At 67.0% G+C, this 18,674-nt stretch carries 21 protein-coding genes and 1 tRNA gene; 14 read left to right on the forward strand and 8 right to left on the reverse strand.

Annotated elements, in window-relative coordinates; all coding sequences use genetic code 11:
• Positions 1 to 500: 500 nt before the first annotated feature.
• The 5 genes from NKG96_RS10540 to NKG96_RS10560 all read left to right on the forward strand — a co-directional run bounded on the left by NKG96_RS10540 (position 501) and on the right by NKG96_RS10560 (position 5,673).
• Positions 501 to 1,463, forward strand: coding sequence for a cation diffusion facilitator family transporter (locus NKG96_RS10540; protein WP_254534893.1), 963 nt, complete (start codon positions 501 to 503; stop codon positions 1,461 to 1,463).
• Between the two features lie 215 nt (positions 1,464 to 1,678).
• Positions 1,679 to 1,993: a hypothetical protein gene (locus tag NKG96_RS10545; RefSeq protein WP_254534894.1), complete on the forward strand. Its 315-nt coding sequence runs from the start codon at positions 1,679 to 1,681 to the stop codon at positions 1,991 to 1,993.
• A gap of 239 nt (positions 1,994 to 2,232) precedes the next feature.
• The gene (locus NKG96_RS10550; RefSeq protein WP_254534895.1) at positions 2,233 to 4,437 is read left to right on the forward strand and encodes a sensor histidine kinase; all 2,205 of its coding nucleotides are present in this window, start codon (positions 2,233 to 2,235) and stop codon (positions 4,435 to 4,437) included.
• A 49-nt stretch (positions 4,438 to 4,486) separates the two neighbouring features.
• The gene (locus tag NKG96_RS10555; RefSeq protein WP_254534896.1) at positions 4,487 to 5,062 is read left to right on the forward strand and encodes a response regulator; all 576 of its coding nucleotides are present in this window, start codon (positions 4,487 to 4,489) and stop codon (positions 5,060 to 5,062) included.
• Entirely contained in the window at positions 5,059 to 5,673 is a 615-nt protein-coding gene (locus NKG96_RS10560) for a DUF7504 family protein (RefSeq protein WP_254534897.1), read from the forward strand. Before NKG96_RS10555 ends, NKG96_RS10560 begins: the two co-directional genes overlap by 4 nt.
• A gap of 18 nt (positions 5,674 to 5,691) precedes the next feature.
• On the opposite strand, the gene NKG96_RS10565 is transcribed toward NKG96_RS10560, so the two are convergent.
• The 3 genes from NKG96_RS10565 to NKG96_RS10575 all read right to left on the reverse strand — a co-directional run bounded on the left by NKG96_RS10565 (position 5,692) and on the right by NKG96_RS10575 (position 8,428).
• The gene (locus NKG96_RS10565) at positions 5,692 to 6,963 is read right to left on the reverse strand and encodes an MFS transporter (RefSeq protein ID WP_254534898.1); all 1,272 of its coding nucleotides are present in this window, start codon (positions 6,961 to 6,963) and stop codon (positions 5,692 to 5,694) included.
• Between the two features lie 122 nt (positions 6,964 to 7,085).
• Complete coding sequence (locus NKG96_RS10570) at positions 7,086 to 7,898, reverse strand: HD domain-containing protein (RefSeq protein WP_254534899.1); 813 nt, start codon at positions 7,896 to 7,898, stop codon at positions 7,086 to 7,088.
• A 47-nt stretch (positions 7,899 to 7,945) separates the two neighbouring features.
• Entirely contained in the window at positions 7,946 to 8,428 is a 483-nt protein-coding gene (locus NKG96_RS10575) for a redoxin domain-containing protein (protein ID WP_254534900.1), read from the reverse strand.
• A gap of 88 nt (positions 8,429 to 8,516) precedes the next feature.
• On the opposite strand from NKG96_RS10575, the gene tatA reads away from it, so the two are divergent.
• The 4 genes from tatA to NKG96_RS10595 all read left to right on the forward strand — a co-directional run bounded on the left by tatA (position 8,517) and on the right by NKG96_RS10595 (position 10,989).
• Positions 8,517 to 8,834, forward strand: coding sequence for a twin-arginine translocase TatA/TatE family subunit (gene tatA / locus NKG96_RS10580; RefSeq protein WP_254534901.1), 318 nt, complete (start codon positions 8,517 to 8,519; stop codon positions 8,832 to 8,834).
• A 31-nt stretch (positions 8,835 to 8,865) separates the two neighbouring features.
• A tRNA-Arg gene (locus tag NKG96_RS10585) sits at positions 8,866 to 8,938 on the forward strand.
• 673 nt (positions 8,939 to 9,611) lie between these two features.
• Complete coding sequence (locus tag NKG96_RS10590; protein WP_254538139.1) at positions 9,612 to 9,851, forward strand: PadR family transcriptional regulator; 240 nt, start codon at positions 9,612 to 9,614, stop codon at positions 9,849 to 9,851.
• Positions 9,852 to 10,137: 286 nt separating this feature from the next.
• Positions 10,138 to 10,989 carry a phosphatase PAP2 family protein gene (locus tag NKG96_RS10595; protein ID WP_254534902.1) on the forward strand — a complete coding sequence of 284 codons (852 nt, stop codon included), beginning with the start codon at positions 10,138 to 10,140 and terminating at the stop codon, positions 10,987 to 10,989.
• A gap of 93 nt (positions 10,990 to 11,082) precedes the next feature.
• Here NKG96_RS10595 and NKG96_RS10600 read toward each other — a convergent pair whose 3' ends face one another.
• Positions 11,083 to 11,337 (reverse strand): DUF8593 domain-containing protein, encoded by a 255-nt coding sequence (locus tag NKG96_RS10600; RefSeq protein WP_254534903.1) that lies wholly within the window; start codon positions 11,335 to 11,337, stop codon positions 11,083 to 11,085.
• A gap of 201 nt (positions 11,338 to 11,538) precedes the next feature.
• Here NKG96_RS10600 and NKG96_RS10605 point away from each other — a divergent pair, with 201 nt between their 5' ends.
• Positions 11,539 to 11,706: a hypothetical protein gene (locus NKG96_RS10605; protein WP_254534904.1), complete on the forward strand. Its 168-nt coding sequence runs from the start codon at positions 11,539 to 11,541 to the stop codon at positions 11,704 to 11,706.
• A gap of 29 nt (positions 11,707 to 11,735) precedes the next feature.
• Here the strand turns inward: NKG96_RS10605 and NKG96_RS10610 are convergent, their stop codons facing one another.
• Both NKG96_RS10610 and NKG96_RS10615 read right to left on the reverse strand, forming a co-directional pair.
• Positions 11,736 to 12,794 carry an MBL fold metallo-hydrolase gene (locus NKG96_RS10610; RefSeq protein WP_254534905.1) on the reverse strand — a complete coding sequence of 353 codons (1,059 nt, stop codon included), beginning with the start codon at positions 12,792 to 12,794 and terminating at the stop codon, positions 11,736 to 11,738.
• Complete coding sequence (locus tag NKG96_RS10615; RefSeq protein ID WP_254534906.1) at positions 12,791 to 13,114, reverse strand: ubiquitin-like small modifier protein 1; 324 nt, start codon at positions 13,112 to 13,114, stop codon at positions 12,791 to 12,793. The genes NKG96_RS10610 and NKG96_RS10615 overlap by 4 nt, the downstream gene beginning before the upstream one ends.
• Before the next feature lie 88 nt (positions 13,115 to 13,202).
• Here NKG96_RS10615 and NKG96_RS10620 point away from each other — a divergent pair, with 88 nt between their 5' ends.
• Positions 13,203 to 14,114: a haloalkane dehalogenase gene (locus NKG96_RS10620; RefSeq protein ID WP_254534907.1), complete on the forward strand. Its 912-nt coding sequence runs from the start codon at positions 13,203 to 13,205 to the stop codon at positions 14,112 to 14,114.
• 13 nt (positions 14,115 to 14,127) lie between these two features.
• Here the strand turns inward: NKG96_RS10620 and NKG96_RS10625 are convergent, their stop codons facing one another.
• Positions 14,128 to 14,673 (reverse strand): halocyanin domain-containing protein, encoded by a 546-nt coding sequence (locus NKG96_RS10625; protein ID WP_254534908.1) that lies wholly within the window; start codon positions 14,671 to 14,673, stop codon positions 14,128 to 14,130.
• Between the two features lie 239 nt (positions 14,674 to 14,912).
• Between NKG96_RS10625 and NKG96_RS10630 the strand changes: the two genes are divergently transcribed.
• Entirely contained in the window at positions 14,913 to 15,062 is a 150-nt protein-coding gene (locus tag NKG96_RS10630; RefSeq protein ID WP_254534909.1) for a hypothetical protein, read from the forward strand.
• A 76-nt stretch (positions 15,063 to 15,138) separates the two neighbouring features.
• Positions 15,139 to 15,882: a DICT sensory domain-containing protein gene (locus NKG96_RS10635; protein WP_254534910.1), complete on the forward strand. Its 744-nt coding sequence runs from the start codon at positions 15,139 to 15,141 to the stop codon at positions 15,880 to 15,882.
• Positions 15,883 to 16,041: 159 nt separating this feature from the next.
• Here NKG96_RS10635 and NKG96_RS10640 read toward each other — a convergent pair whose 3' ends face one another.
• Positions 16,042 to 17,058 (reverse strand): PfkB family carbohydrate kinase, encoded by a 1,017-nt coding sequence (locus tag NKG96_RS10640; RefSeq protein WP_254534911.1) that lies wholly within the window; start codon positions 17,056 to 17,058, stop codon positions 16,042 to 16,044.
• A gap of 122 nt (positions 17,059 to 17,180) precedes the next feature.
• Here NKG96_RS10640 and NKG96_RS10645 point away from each other — a divergent pair, with 122 nt between their 5' ends.
• Positions 17,181 to 18,671: an aldehyde dehydrogenase family protein gene (locus NKG96_RS10645; protein WP_254534912.1), complete on the forward strand. Its 1,491-nt coding sequence runs from the start codon at positions 17,181 to 17,183 to the stop codon at positions 18,669 to 18,671.
• Positions 18,672 to 18,674 lie beyond the last annotated feature (3 nt).

Raw genomic sequence — 18,674 nt, forward strand, 5'->3', positions numbered from 1 at the left:
CGAGCGAGACGAGCTGGACGCGGCTATCGAGCACGCAGATCAGCAATCGACCGGACTCGCGCAGCGACTCGCCAGTATCGTATGCGGATGACGGTTCCACGAACTGCTGGAACAAGCGAACGAGCAGTACCCAGACCACAGTCTCGCGATCATGCCCTCCGGACAGGTTCACATGGGCGGCGGAATGATGATGCACTCGGTTGCACTTCCGCAAAATGCCATCAGATCCATCGTTCGACAGTTTGGGGCGACGCAACGGGGCGATTACACGCTGAGTTGCCTGACCTACTGTGGCTATGGACACCCGTACATGGAAATCGACGGTGGCATCGTCATCAGATGATGGGACTAACAACCTGACCACTAAACACACCTCTCGGAACCGAGAATGCAGCCGTGGTTGTTAATTTTGTACCAATAATATGCTAGACATTGCGGATAGATGGCCGGATAGCTGATACGGTGTTTAATAAATCTCGTTCGAGTACGGCCTGTCACGAATGACCGACGAGAGTGGCGTCGACCATCACGACCAGGGGGACGAAGCCCCTGGACCCCCGCATGATCACGATCCTGGCCATGGACATGGGGGGTCAGCTAGCAGTCGAAAGCTGGCACTCGTCTCCGCCATCAATATCGTCGGCTTCGTCGTTGAACTCGCTGGGGGACTCCTCTTCGGCTCTGTTGCGCTCATCAGCGACGCAGTCCACATGCTTTTCGACGCTCTGGCGTACGTGATGGCGTTTACCGCTTCCTACGTCGCGGATAGATACGAAGGATCGGAGTGGTGGTCGTACGGGCTCCACCGGCTCGAACCGCTGGCTGCCTTCCTCAACGGTGTCCTGCTCATCCCGATGGTCGGGTACATCCTCTGGGAGTCATATCAGCGGTTCCTGACTCCGATCGAGGTTGGAACCGTCCCGACGATCGTAATCGCAATCGGCGGGCTCGCAGTGAACGTCGGCAGCGTCTTCATCCTCCAGGGTGGGGAGATGAGTCTCAACGAAAAGGGCGCGTTCTATCATCTCCTCGGGGACGCTGGCGGGTCGATCGCCGTCATCGTCTCCGTTGTCGTGGTCGAAGTCACCGGAATCACCGTCATCGATCCCATCGCTGCTGCGCTTATCGCGGGCATCGTCCTGTGGTCTGCCGGAAAGGTCCTGCGTGGAAGCGGCGCTATCTTCTTCATGAAGACACCGTTCCAACCCGAGCACGTCCGGGAGGAAATCGAAGCCGTCGACGGTGTCGACCACATTGATGACTGGCACGCGTGGCAGATCTGTAGTCAGATCACGGTCGCGACGGCACACGTCGAAACCTCAGTCGAGACGATGAGCGAGGCCGACACAGTCACCCAACAAATCCATCACGTCCTCGAGGAGCACGGGGTTGATCACGCCACCATCGAATTGAGCCCGGGATACGGAGATCGTCGGACCCATCTCAACTCTCACGCCCACTAAGCGAACGCCGGCACACATCCGAAGCCCAGCTATGGAACCCCTCAAACTCCGTATATCCACATATGATCCATAAACTAGAATATCGACGTTATAGACATTCTCACATTCGATTTAGGGAGAGGGGGAGGGGGTTCGGAGGTTCAGATCAACTGTGTATTATCCTAGTTGTACACAGTAAATTTACGTGGATCTCCGTCGTCGGTCGAGCACGAACCATGGAACCCGACGAGGGCGACGCTACACCCGGGGAAACACCAGTCGAGACGGCCATCCAGCAGTACCTCGACAGCGTCGAGGCTGGCAACTCCCGGAAGAACTTCGCGTCGACCCTCGCGACGTGGCGCACCTGGCTGCGCGAGGAGCACGGTGTGACGGACCTCGAGGACCTCGAGGACCTCGAGGACCTCGACGTCCTCGACTGCCGCCGATACGCGTGTCATCTCAAAAAGCAGGCCCGCGACGGCGATTTGAAAGCGAGTACGAACCCAGAGGGTTCTGGTGTGCGAACGAGACGCGTCGCGTCTCGTTAACGTCGCCGTCCGCTCCCGCTGCCAGATTCAAGCGTAGCTGTGTCTAAACTCTGTTTGAGCAGGTTTGAGAGTGGCATAGGAACTTACACTTGGACCTGCTCGTTCCTTATCTAGACGGTGCCATATTATCCAATATTGATAAGTATCCGGGGCGGGAGACCATACACAGATTGACAGAACTCACGACCGCGTCGGCCGACGATCTTCTGCGTGCAGTCGGGACTGTCAGCGCCGACGCGATGACACGCCGTGGGCTGGACGACGCGGTGGTGGCCACGCTGACCGAACGCGGGCCGTTCGCCGGAGCCGCCGTCGTGGCGGTCGACGACGGGACGAGCGTCCTCGCCGAACGGGGGACCATGGGCGGTGTGGCGGTGGTGGCACCGCGAGCGCTCTCCGAAGACGGCCCCGTCGAGGAGGGTGACAGCTGTGCGGTTCCCCTCGACGAGTCGACGGTGCTGGTCGTCGCGTGTGAACCGGAGGTGGCGCTCGCCGACGTGGCGAGCATCGGCGCGACCATCGCGGGGGCGCGGGGGGCCGTCCCCACGGTGAGCGAGTCGCGCCCGCTGGCGGAGGACCTCCTCTGGGGCTCGGACGTCGGGGCGATCATCCTCACCCGGTCCCAGTCCATCGTCTGGATGAGTCAGGCCGTCGAACGCTACCTCGGGTCGAGTCCGGACGACGTCGTCGGCAAGAACGTCAGTGTCCTGCTGAGCCACGCTGAGTCCGTCGTGGAGGACCCGGAGGCGCTGGCGGCCGCGGCGGCCAACCCGAGGCAGACCGAGTTCGACTTCGCGCTCAAGGAGACCGACGGGGAGCGCCGCCACGTCAGGTACCGTGCCCACCCGATACCGTCCGGTCCGCACGCCGGCGGGTGGGTCGTGTTGCTGTACGACGTGACCGAGCGCATCCGCGCGGAGGAGGCGCTGGAGCAGGAACGCAAACTCGTCGCCGACGCGCTCGACAGCCTCGACGACATCTTCTACATCATCAGCGACAGCGGCCAGTTCCTCCGCTGGAACGACCGCATCACGGAGGTGACCGGCTACGGTGACGATACCATCGCCTCGGCCCTGCCGACCGACCTCATCGACGAGGCGCACCACGAGCGCGTCACGGACGCGATGGCGACCGGGTTCATGGAGGGACGGGCAACGACGGAAGCGCGCATCAAGACCCAGTCCGGCGAGACCATCCCCTACGAGTTCACCGGGGACCGGTTGGACCACGGCGACGACGTCTACCTCTGTGGGACCGCCCGCGACGTGAGCGACCGGCGGGAGCGACAGACCAAACTCAGGGAACTCAACGAGGCCAGCAGGGCGCTCATGCGCGCCGAGTCCGTCGAGGACGTCGCCAGCATCGCCATGGAGACGGCGGACGAGGCCCTCGGCTGTCCGCTGACGGGCCTGTGGCGCCACGATGAGGGACGCGACAGCCTCGACCCGGTCGCCATCACGGCGGCGGCCGACGACGTCTTCGAGGAGGTGCCGTCGTTCTCGTCGGGAGACTCGCTCGCCTGGGAGGCCTTCGAGTCGGGGAGCTTCCGGTGGTACGACCGCGTCGGGGACCACGACGGGGTGTACAACCCGGAGACGCCGATCAAGTGCGAGGTCGTACTCCCACTCGGGAGCCACGGGCTCCTCATCACCGGTCGGACCAGCGGCGGGCCGTTCGACGACGACACGGTCGGTCTGCTGCGACTGTTCGCCGCCACCATCGAGGCGGCACTCGACAGCGTCCACCGCAAACGCCTCCTGCGCGACCGGGAGGCCGACCTCCGCCGACAGAACGACCGACTGGAGTTCCTCAACAGCCTCCTGCGCCACGACATCCTCAACGGGATGATGGTCATCACGAACTACGCCGACTTCCTCGGAGAGCACGTCGACGAGGACGGACAGTGGTACCTCGACACCATCGGCGAGTACAGCGACGACATCGTGAGTCTCGTCGAGAAGGTCAGGGCCGTCCTCACGGCCATCACCGACGGGGACGAGTCGCTCGAACCGGTGGACGTCTCCGCCGTCGTCGAGCGTCAGTGCCGAAAGATCCGGGCGGCCGCTCCCGATGCGACGGTGACCACCGACGTTCCCCCCGGCGTCAGGGGCCGGGCGAACGACCTGCTGGCGGACGTCGTCGGGAACGTCGTCTCGAACGCCGTCGAACACGCTGGCGACGCGCCGACCATCGACGTCTCGGTCGAACTGGACGGGGACGTCACTCGGGTGCGCGTCTCGGACGACGGCCCCGGTATCCCGACGGCCCAGCGCGACCGGGTGTTCGAACGCGGGTTCGGGAGCGGCGACGACCCGACGGGGTCGGGGTTCGGCCTCTACTTCGTGGCGACGATGCTCGAACGCTACGGCGGGACGGCGCGCACCGAACCGAGCGAGGAGGGCGGTGCGACCGTCGTGCTCGAACTCCCGAGGGCAGAGGCGTGACCGTCCGCGAGCGGAATACTGATGGGCTGGCCGGAGGTGAGTACGGTAGATGACCGACGACCGCCCGGTGGTCCTCGTCGTTGAGGACGAACCACCGCTCGTCGAGATATACAGCCGCTGGTTGGAGGCCGACCACGAGGTGCGGTCGGCGACCTCCGGCGAGGCGGCGCTCTCGACCCTCGACGACGACGTCGACCTCGTCCTCCTCGACCGGATGATGCCGGAGATGTCGGGCGACGAGGTTCTGGCCGAACTCCGCCGACGCGGGTTCGACACTCTCGTCATGATGGTGACGGCGGTCGAACCCGGCCTCGACATCATCGAAGCCGGGGTCGACGCGTACCTGACGAAACCGCTCGAACGGGACCTCCTCCTCTCGGCCGTCGACCGTCTGCTCGACCGGCGGAACTACTCGGCGCTCGAACGGGAGTTCTACCGCCTCGTGTCCAAGCGGGCGGTCCTGGAGAACACGACCGCGGACCAGGAACCGGACGGCGAGGGACGCTACGCCGACCTGGAGCGGCGAATCGAGACGGTCAGGCGGGAGATGGACCGGCAGGTCCTCGACTCCGACGAGGACTTCGTCGCCCTCGTCCGCGAAATCGAGCGGGGGGGCGACCAGTGACCTACCGCGTCCCGCGGCGTCTCGCTGACACCGGCGTCGAGAGCATCAGGCCAGGGACGAGCCTCCTTCTCACCGGTCCCGGGGACCGGACCGAGGAGTTGGTCTACGACCTGCTCGCGAGCGGGCACGCGAACGGCGACCACACCGTGGTCATCACGACGGACGCGGGGACGACCGACGTCGTGGAGGCACTCAGGTCGCGTTCGGAGCCGTTCGACCCCCAGCGGGTGGGCGTCGTCGACACCACCGACACGCCCGTCGCGGAGACGGACGTGTTCGTCGAGCGCCTCGGGTCCACCGGCGACCTGACCGGCATCAGCCTCGGGACGGCGAAGATCGGCCGTCGATTCGACAGCGAGGTCCCACTCAGACTCGGTCTGACCTCGGTGTCGACGCTCCTGATGTACGTCGACCTGCGCACCGTCTTCCGCTTCCTCCACGTGTTCACCTCCCGCATCACCGCGGGCAATTGGCTCGGCGTGTTCACCCTCGATCCGTCGATGCACGACGACCAGACACTCGGGACGCTCAGGGCCGTCTTCGACGGCGAGGTCCGGGTGGGCGAGGAAGAAACCGAGACGCTCGGGAGCGGCTTCACCCGGTCGGAGTAACGGTCCCCCGATACCCGCTCATCGGTCCGCCGCTGACACGACCGTCAGGTCCGGGTCGACGGTGTAGAGGAACGCGAACGTCACCGACGCGATGACGATGAGTCCCGCGGCCGTCGCGAAGGCCATCAGGACGCCCGTCGCGTCCCAGATGGCACCGACAGTGACCGGGCCGGTCACCTGTCCGACCTTCCACGCGATGGAGCGAAGCGACATGCTCGCGGCGACGGCGTCGAACTGTTCGCCCTCCTCGACGAACAGGGCCATGCTCGCGGGCAGACGGATGCTGTCGGCGACGCCGCAGATGCCGTAGGCGAGAAACAGGACGAAGAAGGCGGGGACGAGGGTGAACCCGGCGACGGTCACCGCCGGGAAGACGGCGTCAGCGGAGGCGGCGAGCGGGATGACCATCGCGCCGACGGCGTACAGCATCGCGCCGACGAACACGAAGTAGTGCTTGTTCCCCACGCGGTCGGTGTAGCCGCCGACGAACCCCTGGGTGAGACCCTTCGTCACCTTCCCGCCCGCGAGGATGCCGCCGATGAGGAAGGGACTCATCCCGAAGGCGGTCCGGGCGTAGATGGGGAGAAAGAGGATGACGGCCATCTTGCCGAAGCTGAGGCCGAACCGGAAGACGACGAGCGCGCGGATGGCGGTCCGCCCCACGAGTCGCCGGAGCGTCTCGACGCCCGTCGCCTGCTCGGGATCGGTCTTCCCGCCGGGGTTGTCCCGGAGCCAGAACAGGAGCAGGAGCGTCGCGCCCACCGTCACCGCCGAGAGGACGGCGTAGGCGACGGTGTACTCGTAGACGGCGAGCAGGTACCCGCCCACCAGGTCGCCCGCGAGCGAGGAGAACGCCCCGACCTGGTTGTACGTCCCGAGCCACTGACCGCGCTCGCCGTTCGGACTTATCTCGCCGACGACGGTCGACCCCGTGATCCAGAGGAGGCTCGCACCCACGCCCTGCAGGACTCTGACGAGAATCACGTCCGTGACCGAGGAGACCTGCGAGAAGCCGACGAAGACGAGGACGTTGACCACGAGGCCGACGAGGAGCACCCGTTTGGCGTTGTGGGTGTCGACGTACCGCCCGAGGGGGAGAACGATGACCAGTTGGGCGAGGGCGAAGGCGGTGCCGAACAGGCCCTCGACGGTGCTGGTCGTCCCGAACTGGTCGGCGTAGAGGGCGAGGGCGATTGCGATGGTCGAGTACGCCTGCGCCCGGGCGAACGCCGTCCCGCCCAGCGCGAGGAACTCGCGGTCCTGCAACACGCCGAACGACCCGCGTGACACGATAGTCGAACCGACGTGGGGGGTACGATTAAATCCGGCTTTCCCGGAAGGCGGTGGGAGGAGAACCCCTCACACGGGCGACCGACTCGGGGACTGACCGTGGGGAGAAAACGGCGCGCGCTTCAGAGTTCGATGCGCTCGACCAACTGGTCGTCGCCCTCGTGGATGTTGATGGCGACGATGCGGATGTCGTCCTCGATGAGCGACCCCTCTAGCTTCGCGTTGAGGAGTTCGTCCACCTGATAGACGCCCGCGGCGTCGGTCATCTCGATCTCGACGAGGACGGCCGTGGTGTCGCCCTCGCGGAGGCTCACCTGTCGGATGGCCTGACTGGAGAGGGTGTTGATGCCCCGCCCACCGCGTTCGTAGGGCATGCGGGAGCGACCGCGCTCCATGTCGAGGCCGTCCGCGACCCGGAGGACGCCCGCTTCGAGGGTGAGGGGTTTCTCCTCGGTGTGGTGACAGAGGATGGCGTGGAGGACCTCGCCTTTCATCCGGACCACGTCGCCCACGTCGTAGAAGTTCGGCAGGACGCGGTCGAGGATGTCCGCCGACAGCGGGATGGAGTAGTAGCTGTGGTCGTCGCGGTGGACGACGTGGCCGATGTCGTGGAGGGTTGCCGCGAGGGCGATGATGACCGCCTCGTCTGCCTCGTCGAGGCCCTGCTGGCGCGCGCCGTTGAACTCGACGCCGCCGGTCTTCAGGAGGTCGTAGAGACAGAGCGCGCGGTTGCGGACGATGCCGATGTGCTTGCGCCCGTGGTCGTTGTATCCCTTGCGGTCGACGGGGTTGACGTTCTGGGCGTCGAGGTACGCCTGAATCTCTTCGTCCTCGTCGATGAACGCGAGCACCTCGTTCAGCCGCTCGTCCGGGAAGGCGTGGTCGGCGGACGGATCGTAGGTTCGACCGCCGTCGCCGCGGTCTGCACTGGCCATACGTATTCTCTCGCGGGCGAGAGGAAAACCGCTTTGCCTCGGTGCGCTCAGGCCGCAGCGTCGGTCGCCGCGGCCTCCACCTCCTCGTAGTCGGGTTCCACGCCCGGGTCCTCGCCGACCCACGCGTAGGTGACGGTCCGGTCGGTGTCCACGACGAACACGGCGCGCTGGGCGATGTCGTTGACGCCCAGTTCCGCGAAGTCCATCGACACGTCGTACTGCTCGATGAGTTCGTCGTTCGCGTCGCTGATGAGCGGGAAGTTCAGCCCCAGTTCGTCGTGGAAGGCGTTGAGCGCGAACGGCGAGTCGACGCTGACGCCGTAGAGGCGCACGCCCGCCTCCTCGAACGCCGAGAGGCGGTCACGGAAACTCGCCAGCTCGTGCGAGCAGACGCTGGTGAACGCGCCGGGGAAAAAGGCGAGGACGACGGGTCCCCTCTCCAGCATCTCCGAGAGCGTGAACTGCTCGATGTCGTCGCCCGTCGCGAGCGGTGCGGTGAAGTCCGGGGCGATGTCGCCGGTCTGTATCACACCCGCCGGTTAGGGAGACGGACACAAATAGGGCGACCCTCTCACGAGCAAAAGGCCTATAATCGGGAGTAGGTAAGAACAAGTAGACATGGCAACCACTCTGGTACCGCTGTTCCCCGGGCTCCCCGGCGGAATCGAGATATTCGTCGTCCTGCTCATCGTCGTGCTCCTGTTCGGGGCGAACAAGCTCCCGAAACTCGCACGCTCCAGTGGGCAGGCGATGGGCGAGTTCAAGAAAGGACGTGAGGAGATCGAGCAGGAGCTCGCGGAGATGAAGGGCGAGGGGTCCAAGCAGGGCGAGGCGACGGCCGACACCACGACCACTACCGAGCCGACGACGACCGAGAGCACCACCGAGACGACGATGGACGAGACCGCTGAGACGGAAGCCGAAAAGCAGAACTAATTTTTGCTCTCGCTGCCCGCTTCCGGGCACGGGGCGTGTGGCCTAGTGGACAAGGCGAGGGGTTCCTAACTCCTCGATCGCGGGTTCGAATCCCGTCACGCCCGCTGTCAGTCACGAGCGAACGCGAGTGACGACAGCGGGCACAGGGATTCGAAACAGGGAGCGAGCGAAGCGAGCGACCGAGGTTCGAATCCCGTCACGCCCGTCTCCTTCGCTTCGCTCAGTCGACGGGCGTTCCTGACTCCCGCTCGCAGTGCTCGCGGGAGTCCCGTCACGCCCTTTTGTGGAGAGCGCCAGAGGTCCGTCGCAGTCACGACCGCACCGCCGCGAGAGGTTCGACGGTGGAACCTTCCCGTTCACGCACGCCCGCACGAGTGTCTGTTCGGCCGTGCGAGTCGACCGGCGACCGACGACTGCCGTGTCGCGCCGCCGACGGCCCGATTCCGCCGTGAACTCCCGTGCAGGGTCGTCGTCGCCGCCGATATGTCTCTTTGCATCACGCTCCGTCGGGCGGTTTCGTCGGCCAGCCACGCTGTCCGGCCGCCGTGACTGTAAGTGTCGCCCTATCGGTCAGTCAGTACTGTCACGGTATCTGAAACTGTTGCAGTTGCACGGTTCGACGGGTCATACCAGCGTGTAACAATATGGTGTCTGGCCGTAGCACGGTCCATGGATGGAGAGACTCACACGGAGCGTCGAACCGAGGGGACGAGCACACGCGAGGCCGCGCGTGCGTTCCACGAGTTGACCGGGTTCCAGCGCGACCTGCTCGTCGTCATGTCCGGCCTCGACGAACCGTCGGGCCAGACCATCAAGATGGCGCTGGAAGAGCGGACGAACACCGACATCACACACGGGCGACTCTACCCGAACCTCGACACCCTCGTGAACGACAGGTTCATCGAGAAGGGGGAGATCGACCGGCGGACGAACTACTACGCCATCTCCGAGATGGGGGTAGACGCCCTCGCCGAGTACGCCGACTGGATGACCGAACGGGGCAACCTCTCGGACTGAGTCATCTCTGCTCTGGTCGGCGTCGACGGGTCGCTCACCGCGGTCGGCGCGCCGCCATCGGTAAGCGCCCGCTGGACCCGCCGAAGCCACCAGTTACGGTACCGTCCGACCGACGTTCGACGGTCCGGCCCTCCTCTCACCCGTCGGAGCGACCGCTCCGGCGGCCCTCCGTCCACTCGTCGCCGTCGCAGGTGGTTGTCCACTCGCTACTCACGAGCAGAAAAGTAATTCAATACAACCAATAGTATTAAGCGGACCGTCGCAAGACTGAGGAGTGTCCCCCCGTATGACGATTCCGCTCTCCACGGAAGCGATACGGGCAGCAGTCACCACCCCGGTCACCGCCTACACCGTCGGGATGGCCCTCGCCACCCTGGGTGCGCTGCTGCTCGGAACGCTGACGTTCATCCCCCGAAAGCAGCGACGGCCCCGCGTCGTCGTCCGCGAACTCGTCCGCACCGACTGGAAGTACCTCGGCGTCGCGTGGGCCGTCACGCTCGTCGTCAACGAACTCGCCTTCCGGTTTCACGCCGACCGCCTCGTGACGGACACGGTCTACGCCCTCGAGGGGCCCGTCGTCGCCGCCTTCCAGACCGTGACGACCCCGGCGCTGACCTTCGGGTTCGCCGTCCTCTACCTCGTCGGGTTCCCGTTTCTGGTCCTGTTCTCGTACTTCAAGCTGAAGGTCCACGACCGGGAGCAGGCGTGTCGTTACGCGATGGGGTACGCGCTGCTCGTCGTCGTCGCCGCACCGCTGTTCCTCGCCTTCCCGGTGCGCATCACGGGCCAGTATCTCCCGACCGTGGACCCCCTGTTGCTGACGGTCCACCCGGTCGTGGGCGAGGGCGTCCTCGCGACGGACACCCTCGTCAAGGCGTTCCCGAGCCTCCACACCGGGCTGTCGGTGCTGGCGGCGCTGTACGCGCGTCACTCCTCGCGGCGGTACGCGACTGTCGCGGGGGTGCTCGCCGCCGGCATCGTCGTCTCGACGTTCTACCTCGGCATCCACTGGCTCGTCGACGCGATGGCGGCCGCCGTCCTCGCGGGCGCGGCCTACCACGCCTCACAGCGGTTTCCCCTCCCGCGGTTCGCCCGTCGGTCGTCCGGTCGGACGTCCCACCACCAGCAGGCCGACTGACCGCCGCGGGGTGCGGGCGTCACACCTCCGTCGGCACTCCGCGTCGTGAGGTCAGTCGGTCGAGAAAAGTCGGCAGTCGGCGGTCGGCGCGTCTCAGTTGTGCTTCCGGAGGTAGACGCCGTCGTCCTCGTGCCGGTCGACGTCCTCGCTTCGGAGTTCGTGCTCGTCGTCGTCGTCGTTCCAGCCGAGCATGTCCTTTATCTCGTCGAAGATGCCGTCGTCGTCGTCGTCGTGGTCTCGGCGGACCGTCGCCGTCTGGCCGCGGGTCTCGCCGATGCTCCCGACGCGGTGGCCCGTCGAGGTGTACACGTCCTTGTCCCGGTCGTCGTCTGTGAACTCTCGCGCCATTGCGTTCTTCTGGAGACCACGGATGGACGTAGGTGCCGTGCCTGCGTCTGCCTGACAGACGCCTCGGCGGACGCTCTGGGTCTCGATTCTCGGCGCACGGTCCCCCTATGTGGTGGATTCGACGGAGAATCACGCTGACTTCATCTCCTCGAACGGCGATATACGAGGTCACGAATCGCGACTACAGAACGTCCGACGAGCGTGGTCGACCCCGACGGGAACCTCAACAGTAACGCACTACAGACGGCCTACAGCGGCGGCCACAGCGTCGAGGCGGTCGACGATATCGACGACGACACCGTCGACGACGCGAAGGACGTTCTGGAGGACCTCGCCAACGAGTTCGACCACCTGGACCTCGGGGACTGACCCAGCACTGGTCCTTCGTCTCGGCCGACTCAGGCCGACGGGTCGGGTCGCTCGTCCATCCCGGGGACGTCCGGGAACAGGGCGTCGACGTCGGCGTCCTCATCGACTATCTCGTACTCTTTCGACGCGTCACCGCCGTCGGCGGCGGCCTCCTCCGTCGCCGCGACGACGCCCGCGTCTTCGAGATGGCCGAGGTGGGCGCTCGCTTCGCCCGGTCCGTGGAGGATGTGGATACTGGAGAGTCCGCCGAAGAGGTGGGCGCCCACCGTCCACGCGTCCGCGGGGCCGTGCTCGCGCAGGACGGAGAGGACGCGGTCGGTGCGCTCGCGGTGGTGGACGGCGATGTCCGCCGCGCGGCCCGCCGGGTCGACGATGGGACCACGGTGGCCGGGCCACGCCCGGGAGTAACCCGCGTCGACGATTCTGGTGAGGGTATCGAGATACGACGCCAGCGGGTCCTCGACGCGCACGTCCGCGCCGCCGACGTTCGGCGTGTAGTACGGCAGGAGGGCGTCGCCGCTGAACAGTTCCTCGCCGCGCGCGCCCGTGTACGACCGGTAGTCGCTCTCGACGGCGAACCCACAGAGCCCCGCCGTGTGGCCGGGCAGGTGGACCGCCTCGAACTCCCCGTCGCCGACATCGAAGCGCGCGCCGTCGGTGAACGTCTCCACCTCGGCGGGGTCGCCGCTGATGGTGCTGCTCTTCCTGAGGAACCCGACGAGTTCCTCGCGGGATTCCTCGGGCATCCCCCACTCGGCGAACAGTTCGCGCTGGCGGTCTTCGAAGGCGTCCTCGGCGTCCTCGTCCTGTACGACCAGCGGCGCGTCCGCCTCGTGGACGCGCACGACGGCGCCCGACTCCTGCTGGACGGCACCCGCGAGTCCCGCGTGGTCGGCGTGGTGGTGGGTGAGGAGCACCTGATCGATGTCCGCGAACTCGTAGCCGGCCTCCCGGAGGCCGTCCTCCAGTTGTTCGCGGGTGCTCGGTGTGGAGACACCGGTGTCGACGAGCGTCGTCACCTCCCCTTCCAGCAGGTAGGCGTTGTTCAGCCCCTCGAACGCCGTGTTGCCGAGGCTGATGGCCTTCACGCGCACACACCCCCGTGGCCCGCGCGGGTCGTCCGACCAGCGCCGCCGGCGACGCCCGGCGTCGCACCGACCGTGTCGCCCGTCGAGAGGGATGTGTCGGCTCCGTCGAGGGTGTGGAGGGGTTCGTCGTTCCGGAGGACGTTGATGTGCGGGCGGAGGCGGCCCTCGGCGTCGAACAGGAGGCCGTGGAGGTTCGGGAACTCGTCTGCGACCGACGAGAGCGCCTCGCCGACGGTCGCTCCCTCCGGCATGTCACGAACGATGTGTCGCTCCCCGACGCACTCGCGGAGCGTCGCGTAGAACTCGAAGTCGACTCGCATGGCACTCTCTGGCGTCCCCACCGTGATAACCCATTCGGCGCGATGGGGTGACCCGAACGACTAACACCCGACCGGGACACTCGCTGTCATGACACGTGACACGACGCGGGTCACGACGCCCGAAGAACGGTTCGAGGACCTCCCCGAGTTCGACTACGAGCGCCACAGCGTCACCGTCGGCGACAGCCTCGAGATGGCCTACGTCGACGTGGGCGAGGAGAGTGGTGAGAACGGCGAGACGTTCCTCTGTCTCCACGGCGAACCGACGTGGGGCTACCTCTACCGGAAGATGATACCCGGCCTCAGCGAGCGCGGGCGCGTCGTCGTCCCGGACTTCGTGGGGTTCGGCCGCTCGGAGAAACTCACCGACCGGGACGCCTACAGCTTCGACTTCCACTACGGGACGCTCGTGGACTTCGTGGAGGCACTCGACTTACAGGATATCACCCTCGTCTGTCAGGACTGGGGCGGCATCCTCGGGTTGACCTACGCTGCACACGCGCCCGAACGGTTCGCCCGCCTCGTGGCGATGAACACGGGCGTCCCGAGCGGGCGACAGGAGATGCCCGAGGCGTGGGAGGAGTTCCGCTCGTTCGTCGAACGCGTCGACGAACTCCCCGTCGGGATGCTGATTCAGAACGCGACGGCGACCGACCTTCCCGACGACGTCGTCGCGGCCTACGAGGCCCCCTTCCACACCGAGGAGGCGAAAGCGGGGGCGCGCGCGTGGCCCGACATGGTCCCCCGGAATGACGGGGGGGACGGGGCGGAGATGACACAGGAGGCGGCGAGGCGTCTGGGCGAGTGGGAGAAACCCGCGTTCGTCCTGTTCGCCGACAGCGACCCCATCACGCGGAAGAACCGCGACCCGCTTCGCGACCTCATCCCGACGGCGAGCGAGCAACCGGACGTGTGGGTGGAGGGTGCGATGCACTTCCTGCAGGAGGACGCGGGCGAGGACATCGCAGAAGAGATCGTCGCGTTCGTCGACCGGACCTGACCGGGGGCGAGCCTTACTCGACGACGACCGCGCCCTTCATGCCGGCCCCCCGGTGGGGGTTGCAGTAGTAGAGCGCGAGGCCCGCCTGGTCGAACGTCTGGCTGAAACTCCCGCTGGACACGGGGTCGCCGCTGCGGAACTCGAAGTCGGAGTCCTCGGCGGAGACGACGTTGTGGCTGCCACCCTCGCCCGTCCACGACCAGTTGACCGTCGTCCCGGAGGAGACGCGGACCGCCGCGGGGCCGAATGCGAGGCCGTTGCCGGCGCCGACGTCGACCGTCACCTCGCTCTGGCCGGTCATGTCCTCGATGGACTCGAAGTTGTTCGCGCCCGAGAGGTAGGACTCGACGGCGGCCTGACTCCCGTTGTCGCCACCGCCGCCCGACGTGGTCGTCGTGTTGCCGCCGTTCCCGGCGGTCGTGGTCGTCTGCCCACCGGACGTGGTGGTGTCACCGCCGTTGCTGGCGGTCGTGGTGGTGGTGTCGCCACCGTTGCCACCGTTGCCGTCGCCGCCGCCGGAACAGCCGGCGAGCGCGCCAAGCGCGACGACCGAAGCCATACCCGTCACGAAGTTTCGTCGGGGGATACCGTTTGACATCGTCGCAATCACTACAGACTACGAGAAGATAACTCTGATTGAGAAGAGTGCGCGCGGCACGCGGTCCCAGGAGGCACGAGCCACATCGGCGCGTGGCGGTCGGGGACCGTCGGCGGGGAGGCGTACGAAGCCACCCACGCGCCGTCCGCGCCGGCGCCCCCGCGCCACACCGTCACGTGGGGATGCAAACAGAACGACGGGTGCACCGGAGAGTAGGCGTCCGGTCCGTATGCGCCTACCGCATCGGTCAGGTGTACAGCCACCGGGACGCCACGGACGAAGGGGAACGCGAGGCGTTCCACGCCCGCGTCGAGGAGATACGCGAACACGCCCGGTCGGGGTCCCGCTGAGAGGACTCCAGTGACACGTAGGGATCGCTTCATATACCGCGAAGTCCTAACTAGACGCGGCCGGAGCGCCCGCCGCATGAACGAACAGGTGTACTCCCCGCAGTCACTCGTCGACGAAATCGACGCCAGGCGTCGGACCATCACCGTCTTCGTCCCGCCGGACGAGACCGACGCGACGACCGACCTCGAGGACCACTTCGCCACCCGAAACGTCACGGTCGAGACCCGCACCATTCCCGTCGGTCGGGAGGGGTTCGTCGTTGTCAGGAGCGAGGGACTCCCGCAGCGGACCGTCCCGCTCGGGGCCGTCAGGGCGCTCCTCTCGGGGAACGCCGGATCGGAGTGGCGGACGCTCCCGACGGACGTCGACACGCCGAGCGCCGTCGTCGGACTCGACGAACTCTGTTTCCGGTCGTTCGACCGCAGGCAGATGCTGTTCACCTGCCGTGAAATCGAGGAACGAGCCTACCGCATCGGCCACGGGACACTCCACGTCGGCTTCCAGCGAGAGGGGGCCTTCGAGGCACAACGCGAGGTGTACGAGGCGCTCCTCACCCGAGGTGTCACGGTGGATGCCTACATGGGGTCGCTCGGTTCCGAGGCGGTGGGTCGCCTCGAACACCCGAACCTCTCGTACCACGTCGACCCCGTCCCCGAACTCTCGAACTACTGGTTCCTCGCGTACGACGGGGGCGGCGAACCCTACCAGAAGTGCGCGCTGGTCGCCGAGGAGCGGGCGAGGGGACGGTACTACGGCGTCTGGACGTACGACCCGTCGCTCGTCGCCGGCCTCGTCGCGTACCTGAAGGCGACGTACTGACCACGGATGTTCCGCGTGCGACCCTTCTTCGGTGATGACGGGACCATCCTCCGCGTGACCTGACCCACCAACCGTCGGGCCAGCCGTGGGCGGTGTAGCCGTCCACACAGCGGTCGTGCGACGTGGCACCCGACGTCCCTCCCCGTCGCCTGTTCGCCCCTACCCGTCGACCTCGCCCCGGTCGTTGAGGTAGTTCCGCAGTCCGTCGAACCGAAGCGTCTCGCCCCGTTCGAGGTAGTGGCCGGCGCACGCGTTCCCGAGCGCCAGCGCCACCGGCCAGTCCCAGCCGGCGGCGCGAGCACGCGCCAGCGCCGCCGAGAACCGGTCGCCGGCACCCGAGTTCCGGACCCCTTCGTCGACGTCGACCGCCGGGAGGAGATGTCGCCCGTCGCGCGTCGCGGCGACCGACTCGTCGAACCCGTGCATCACGACGGCGGAGACGCCGGCGGCACGCCGGACCCGGTCGGTGACGTGACCGCCCCGTTCGTCGACGGCCGCCGCGAGGCCCGACAGCTCCTCGCGGTTCGCGCTCACGACTACCTCGCAGCCCTCGTCGAGCGACGCCAGCGCCTCGCAGAGACCCTGTGCGGCCCCCGAGTCGATGGCCGAGACGTCACCCGGGTCGAGGAGGAGTGTCCCGACATCGACCCGGTCCGCGAGCGCCGAGAGCACCGCCGTCATCGACGGGAACGCCGCCCAGTTGCCGACGAGGAGGGCGTCCGCGCCGTAGACGGGCCCGGACGCTCCCTCGGCGGCATCGTCGAGCGCCGCCGTCCCCCAGCCGTCGCGGCTGTCGGGGACGGCCGCCAGCATGAGGTCGCCGTCGTCGAACCGGTAGACGTCCACTCGCGCCGGGTCGCCCATCGAGTGGGTCTCGAACGGGAGCGACTCGAAGACGGGGTCGTCGAGGTGACCGAGGAGCGTCACCTCGTCCCCGAGGGCGTGGCACTGCTGGGCCATGTTCGTCGCCTGCCCGCCCGGTTCCCGTGCGGTCCGCTCGCGAACGAACGAACTCGACTCGCCGGCGGCGACTCGCTCGCCGAACGAGCGCCGCGAGTCGACCGGACCGCCGCCGCCCTCGACGCGATAGAGGGTGTCGACGCTCCCGTCGGGGAGCGACGCGACCGTGAGTGGCGAGGCGTCCTCGACGCGTCCGACCAACCGCTCGTAGCTCATACCGGCCGTTCGCGCGCGCACCGCAAAAACGCGGACCCCCGCCACGCAAGTATCCCCGTCTTCCGGCAACGGCGTGGGCTTGGCCGCTCCTCTTCAGTGTGACGCCCCTCCCTCCGAGTACGATGTCGCAATCCACGGCCGAGGAGCGAGACCGGTACAGCCCCGACGCCGACTGGAACCAGTTGTACCTCGACGGCCCCGTCGACGGCGACGACCGCGACACCATCGCGGTCGACGACCCCGCCACGGAGGAGGTCTTCACCGAGGTCCCGGCGGGCACCGTCGAGGACGTCGACCGGGCCTACGAGGTGGCGAGTGAGGCCCAGGCGGAGTGGGCGGAGACCTCGCCACAGGAGCGCACGGAGGTGATACAGGGTGCGCTCCAGACGATGGAGGAGCGCCGCGAGGAGATTCTCGAACTGCTCGCCGTCGAGTCCGGGAGCACCCGGGTGAAAGGCGAGGTGGAACTCCAGAGCGCGATGGGCATCACGCAGGAGGCAGCGAGCTTCCCCACGCGGATGTCCGGCGACCACCGCGACTCGAACGTCCCCGGAAAGGAGAACGTCGTCAAGCGGGAACCGGCGGGCGTCGTCGCCGTCATCTCGCCGTGGAACTTCCCGCTGCACCTCTCGATGCGGGCCGTCGCGCCCGCGCTGGCGACGGGCAACGCCGTCGTCCTCAAGCCCGCCTCGAACACGCCCATCACGGGGGGGCTGTTGCTCGCACGTATCTTCGAGGACGCTGGACTGCCCGAGGGACTCCTGACCGTCGTCACGGGCCACGGCTCGGATGTCGGCGACCGCATCGCGGGCCACGACGACGCTGCCGTCGTCTCCTTCACCGGGTCGTCGGCCGTCGGGAGTGGCGTCGCCAGCGAGGCGGCCGGCAACTTCGCCCAGCCCGCGATGGAACTCGGCGGGAACGGCCCGCACGTGGTTCTGGAGGACGCCGACGTTGACGACGCCGTGGACGCGGGGACGTTCGGGACGTTCCTCCACCAGGGTCAGATCTGCATCTCCATCAACCGCCACCTCGTCCACGAGTCGGTGTACGACGAGTACGTCGAGAAACTGGCCGAACGCGCGGAGAACCTCCCCATCGGCAACCCCTCGGAAGACCCCGAGGCAGTCGTCGGCCCCATCATCGACGACAGTCAGGTCGAGGACATCACCACCTACATCGAGCAGACGGTCGAGGAGGGGGCGACGCTCGAAGCCGGCGGCGACCACGACGGCCGGTTCGTCGAACCGACCGTGCTCTCGGACGCGACCAACGAGATGAGCGCCGCCTGCAACGAGCACTTCGGTCCCGTCGCGCCGGTCATCCCCTTCTCGGACGACGAGGAGGCGGTCGAACTCGCCAACGACACCGAGTACGGCCTCGCCGCGTCGGTGTTCGGCGGCGACCGGAACCGGGCGGAGGACGTGGCCGACCGCATCGACGCCGGGATGGTCCACGTCAACGACCAGCCGGTCAACGACGAGCCGCACGTCCCGTTCGGCGGGATGAAGGCCTCCGGAATCGGCCGGTACAACGGCGAGTGGGTCCTCGAGGAGTTCACCGAACCCAAGTGGGTGTCCGTCCAGCGCGAGACGCGCGACTACCCGTTCTGAGCG

Source organism: Halomarina litorea (genome assembly GCF_024227715.1).
Classification (GTDB): domain Archaea; phylum Halobacteriota; class Halobacteria; order Halobacteriales; family Haloarculaceae; genus Halomarina; species Halomarina litorea.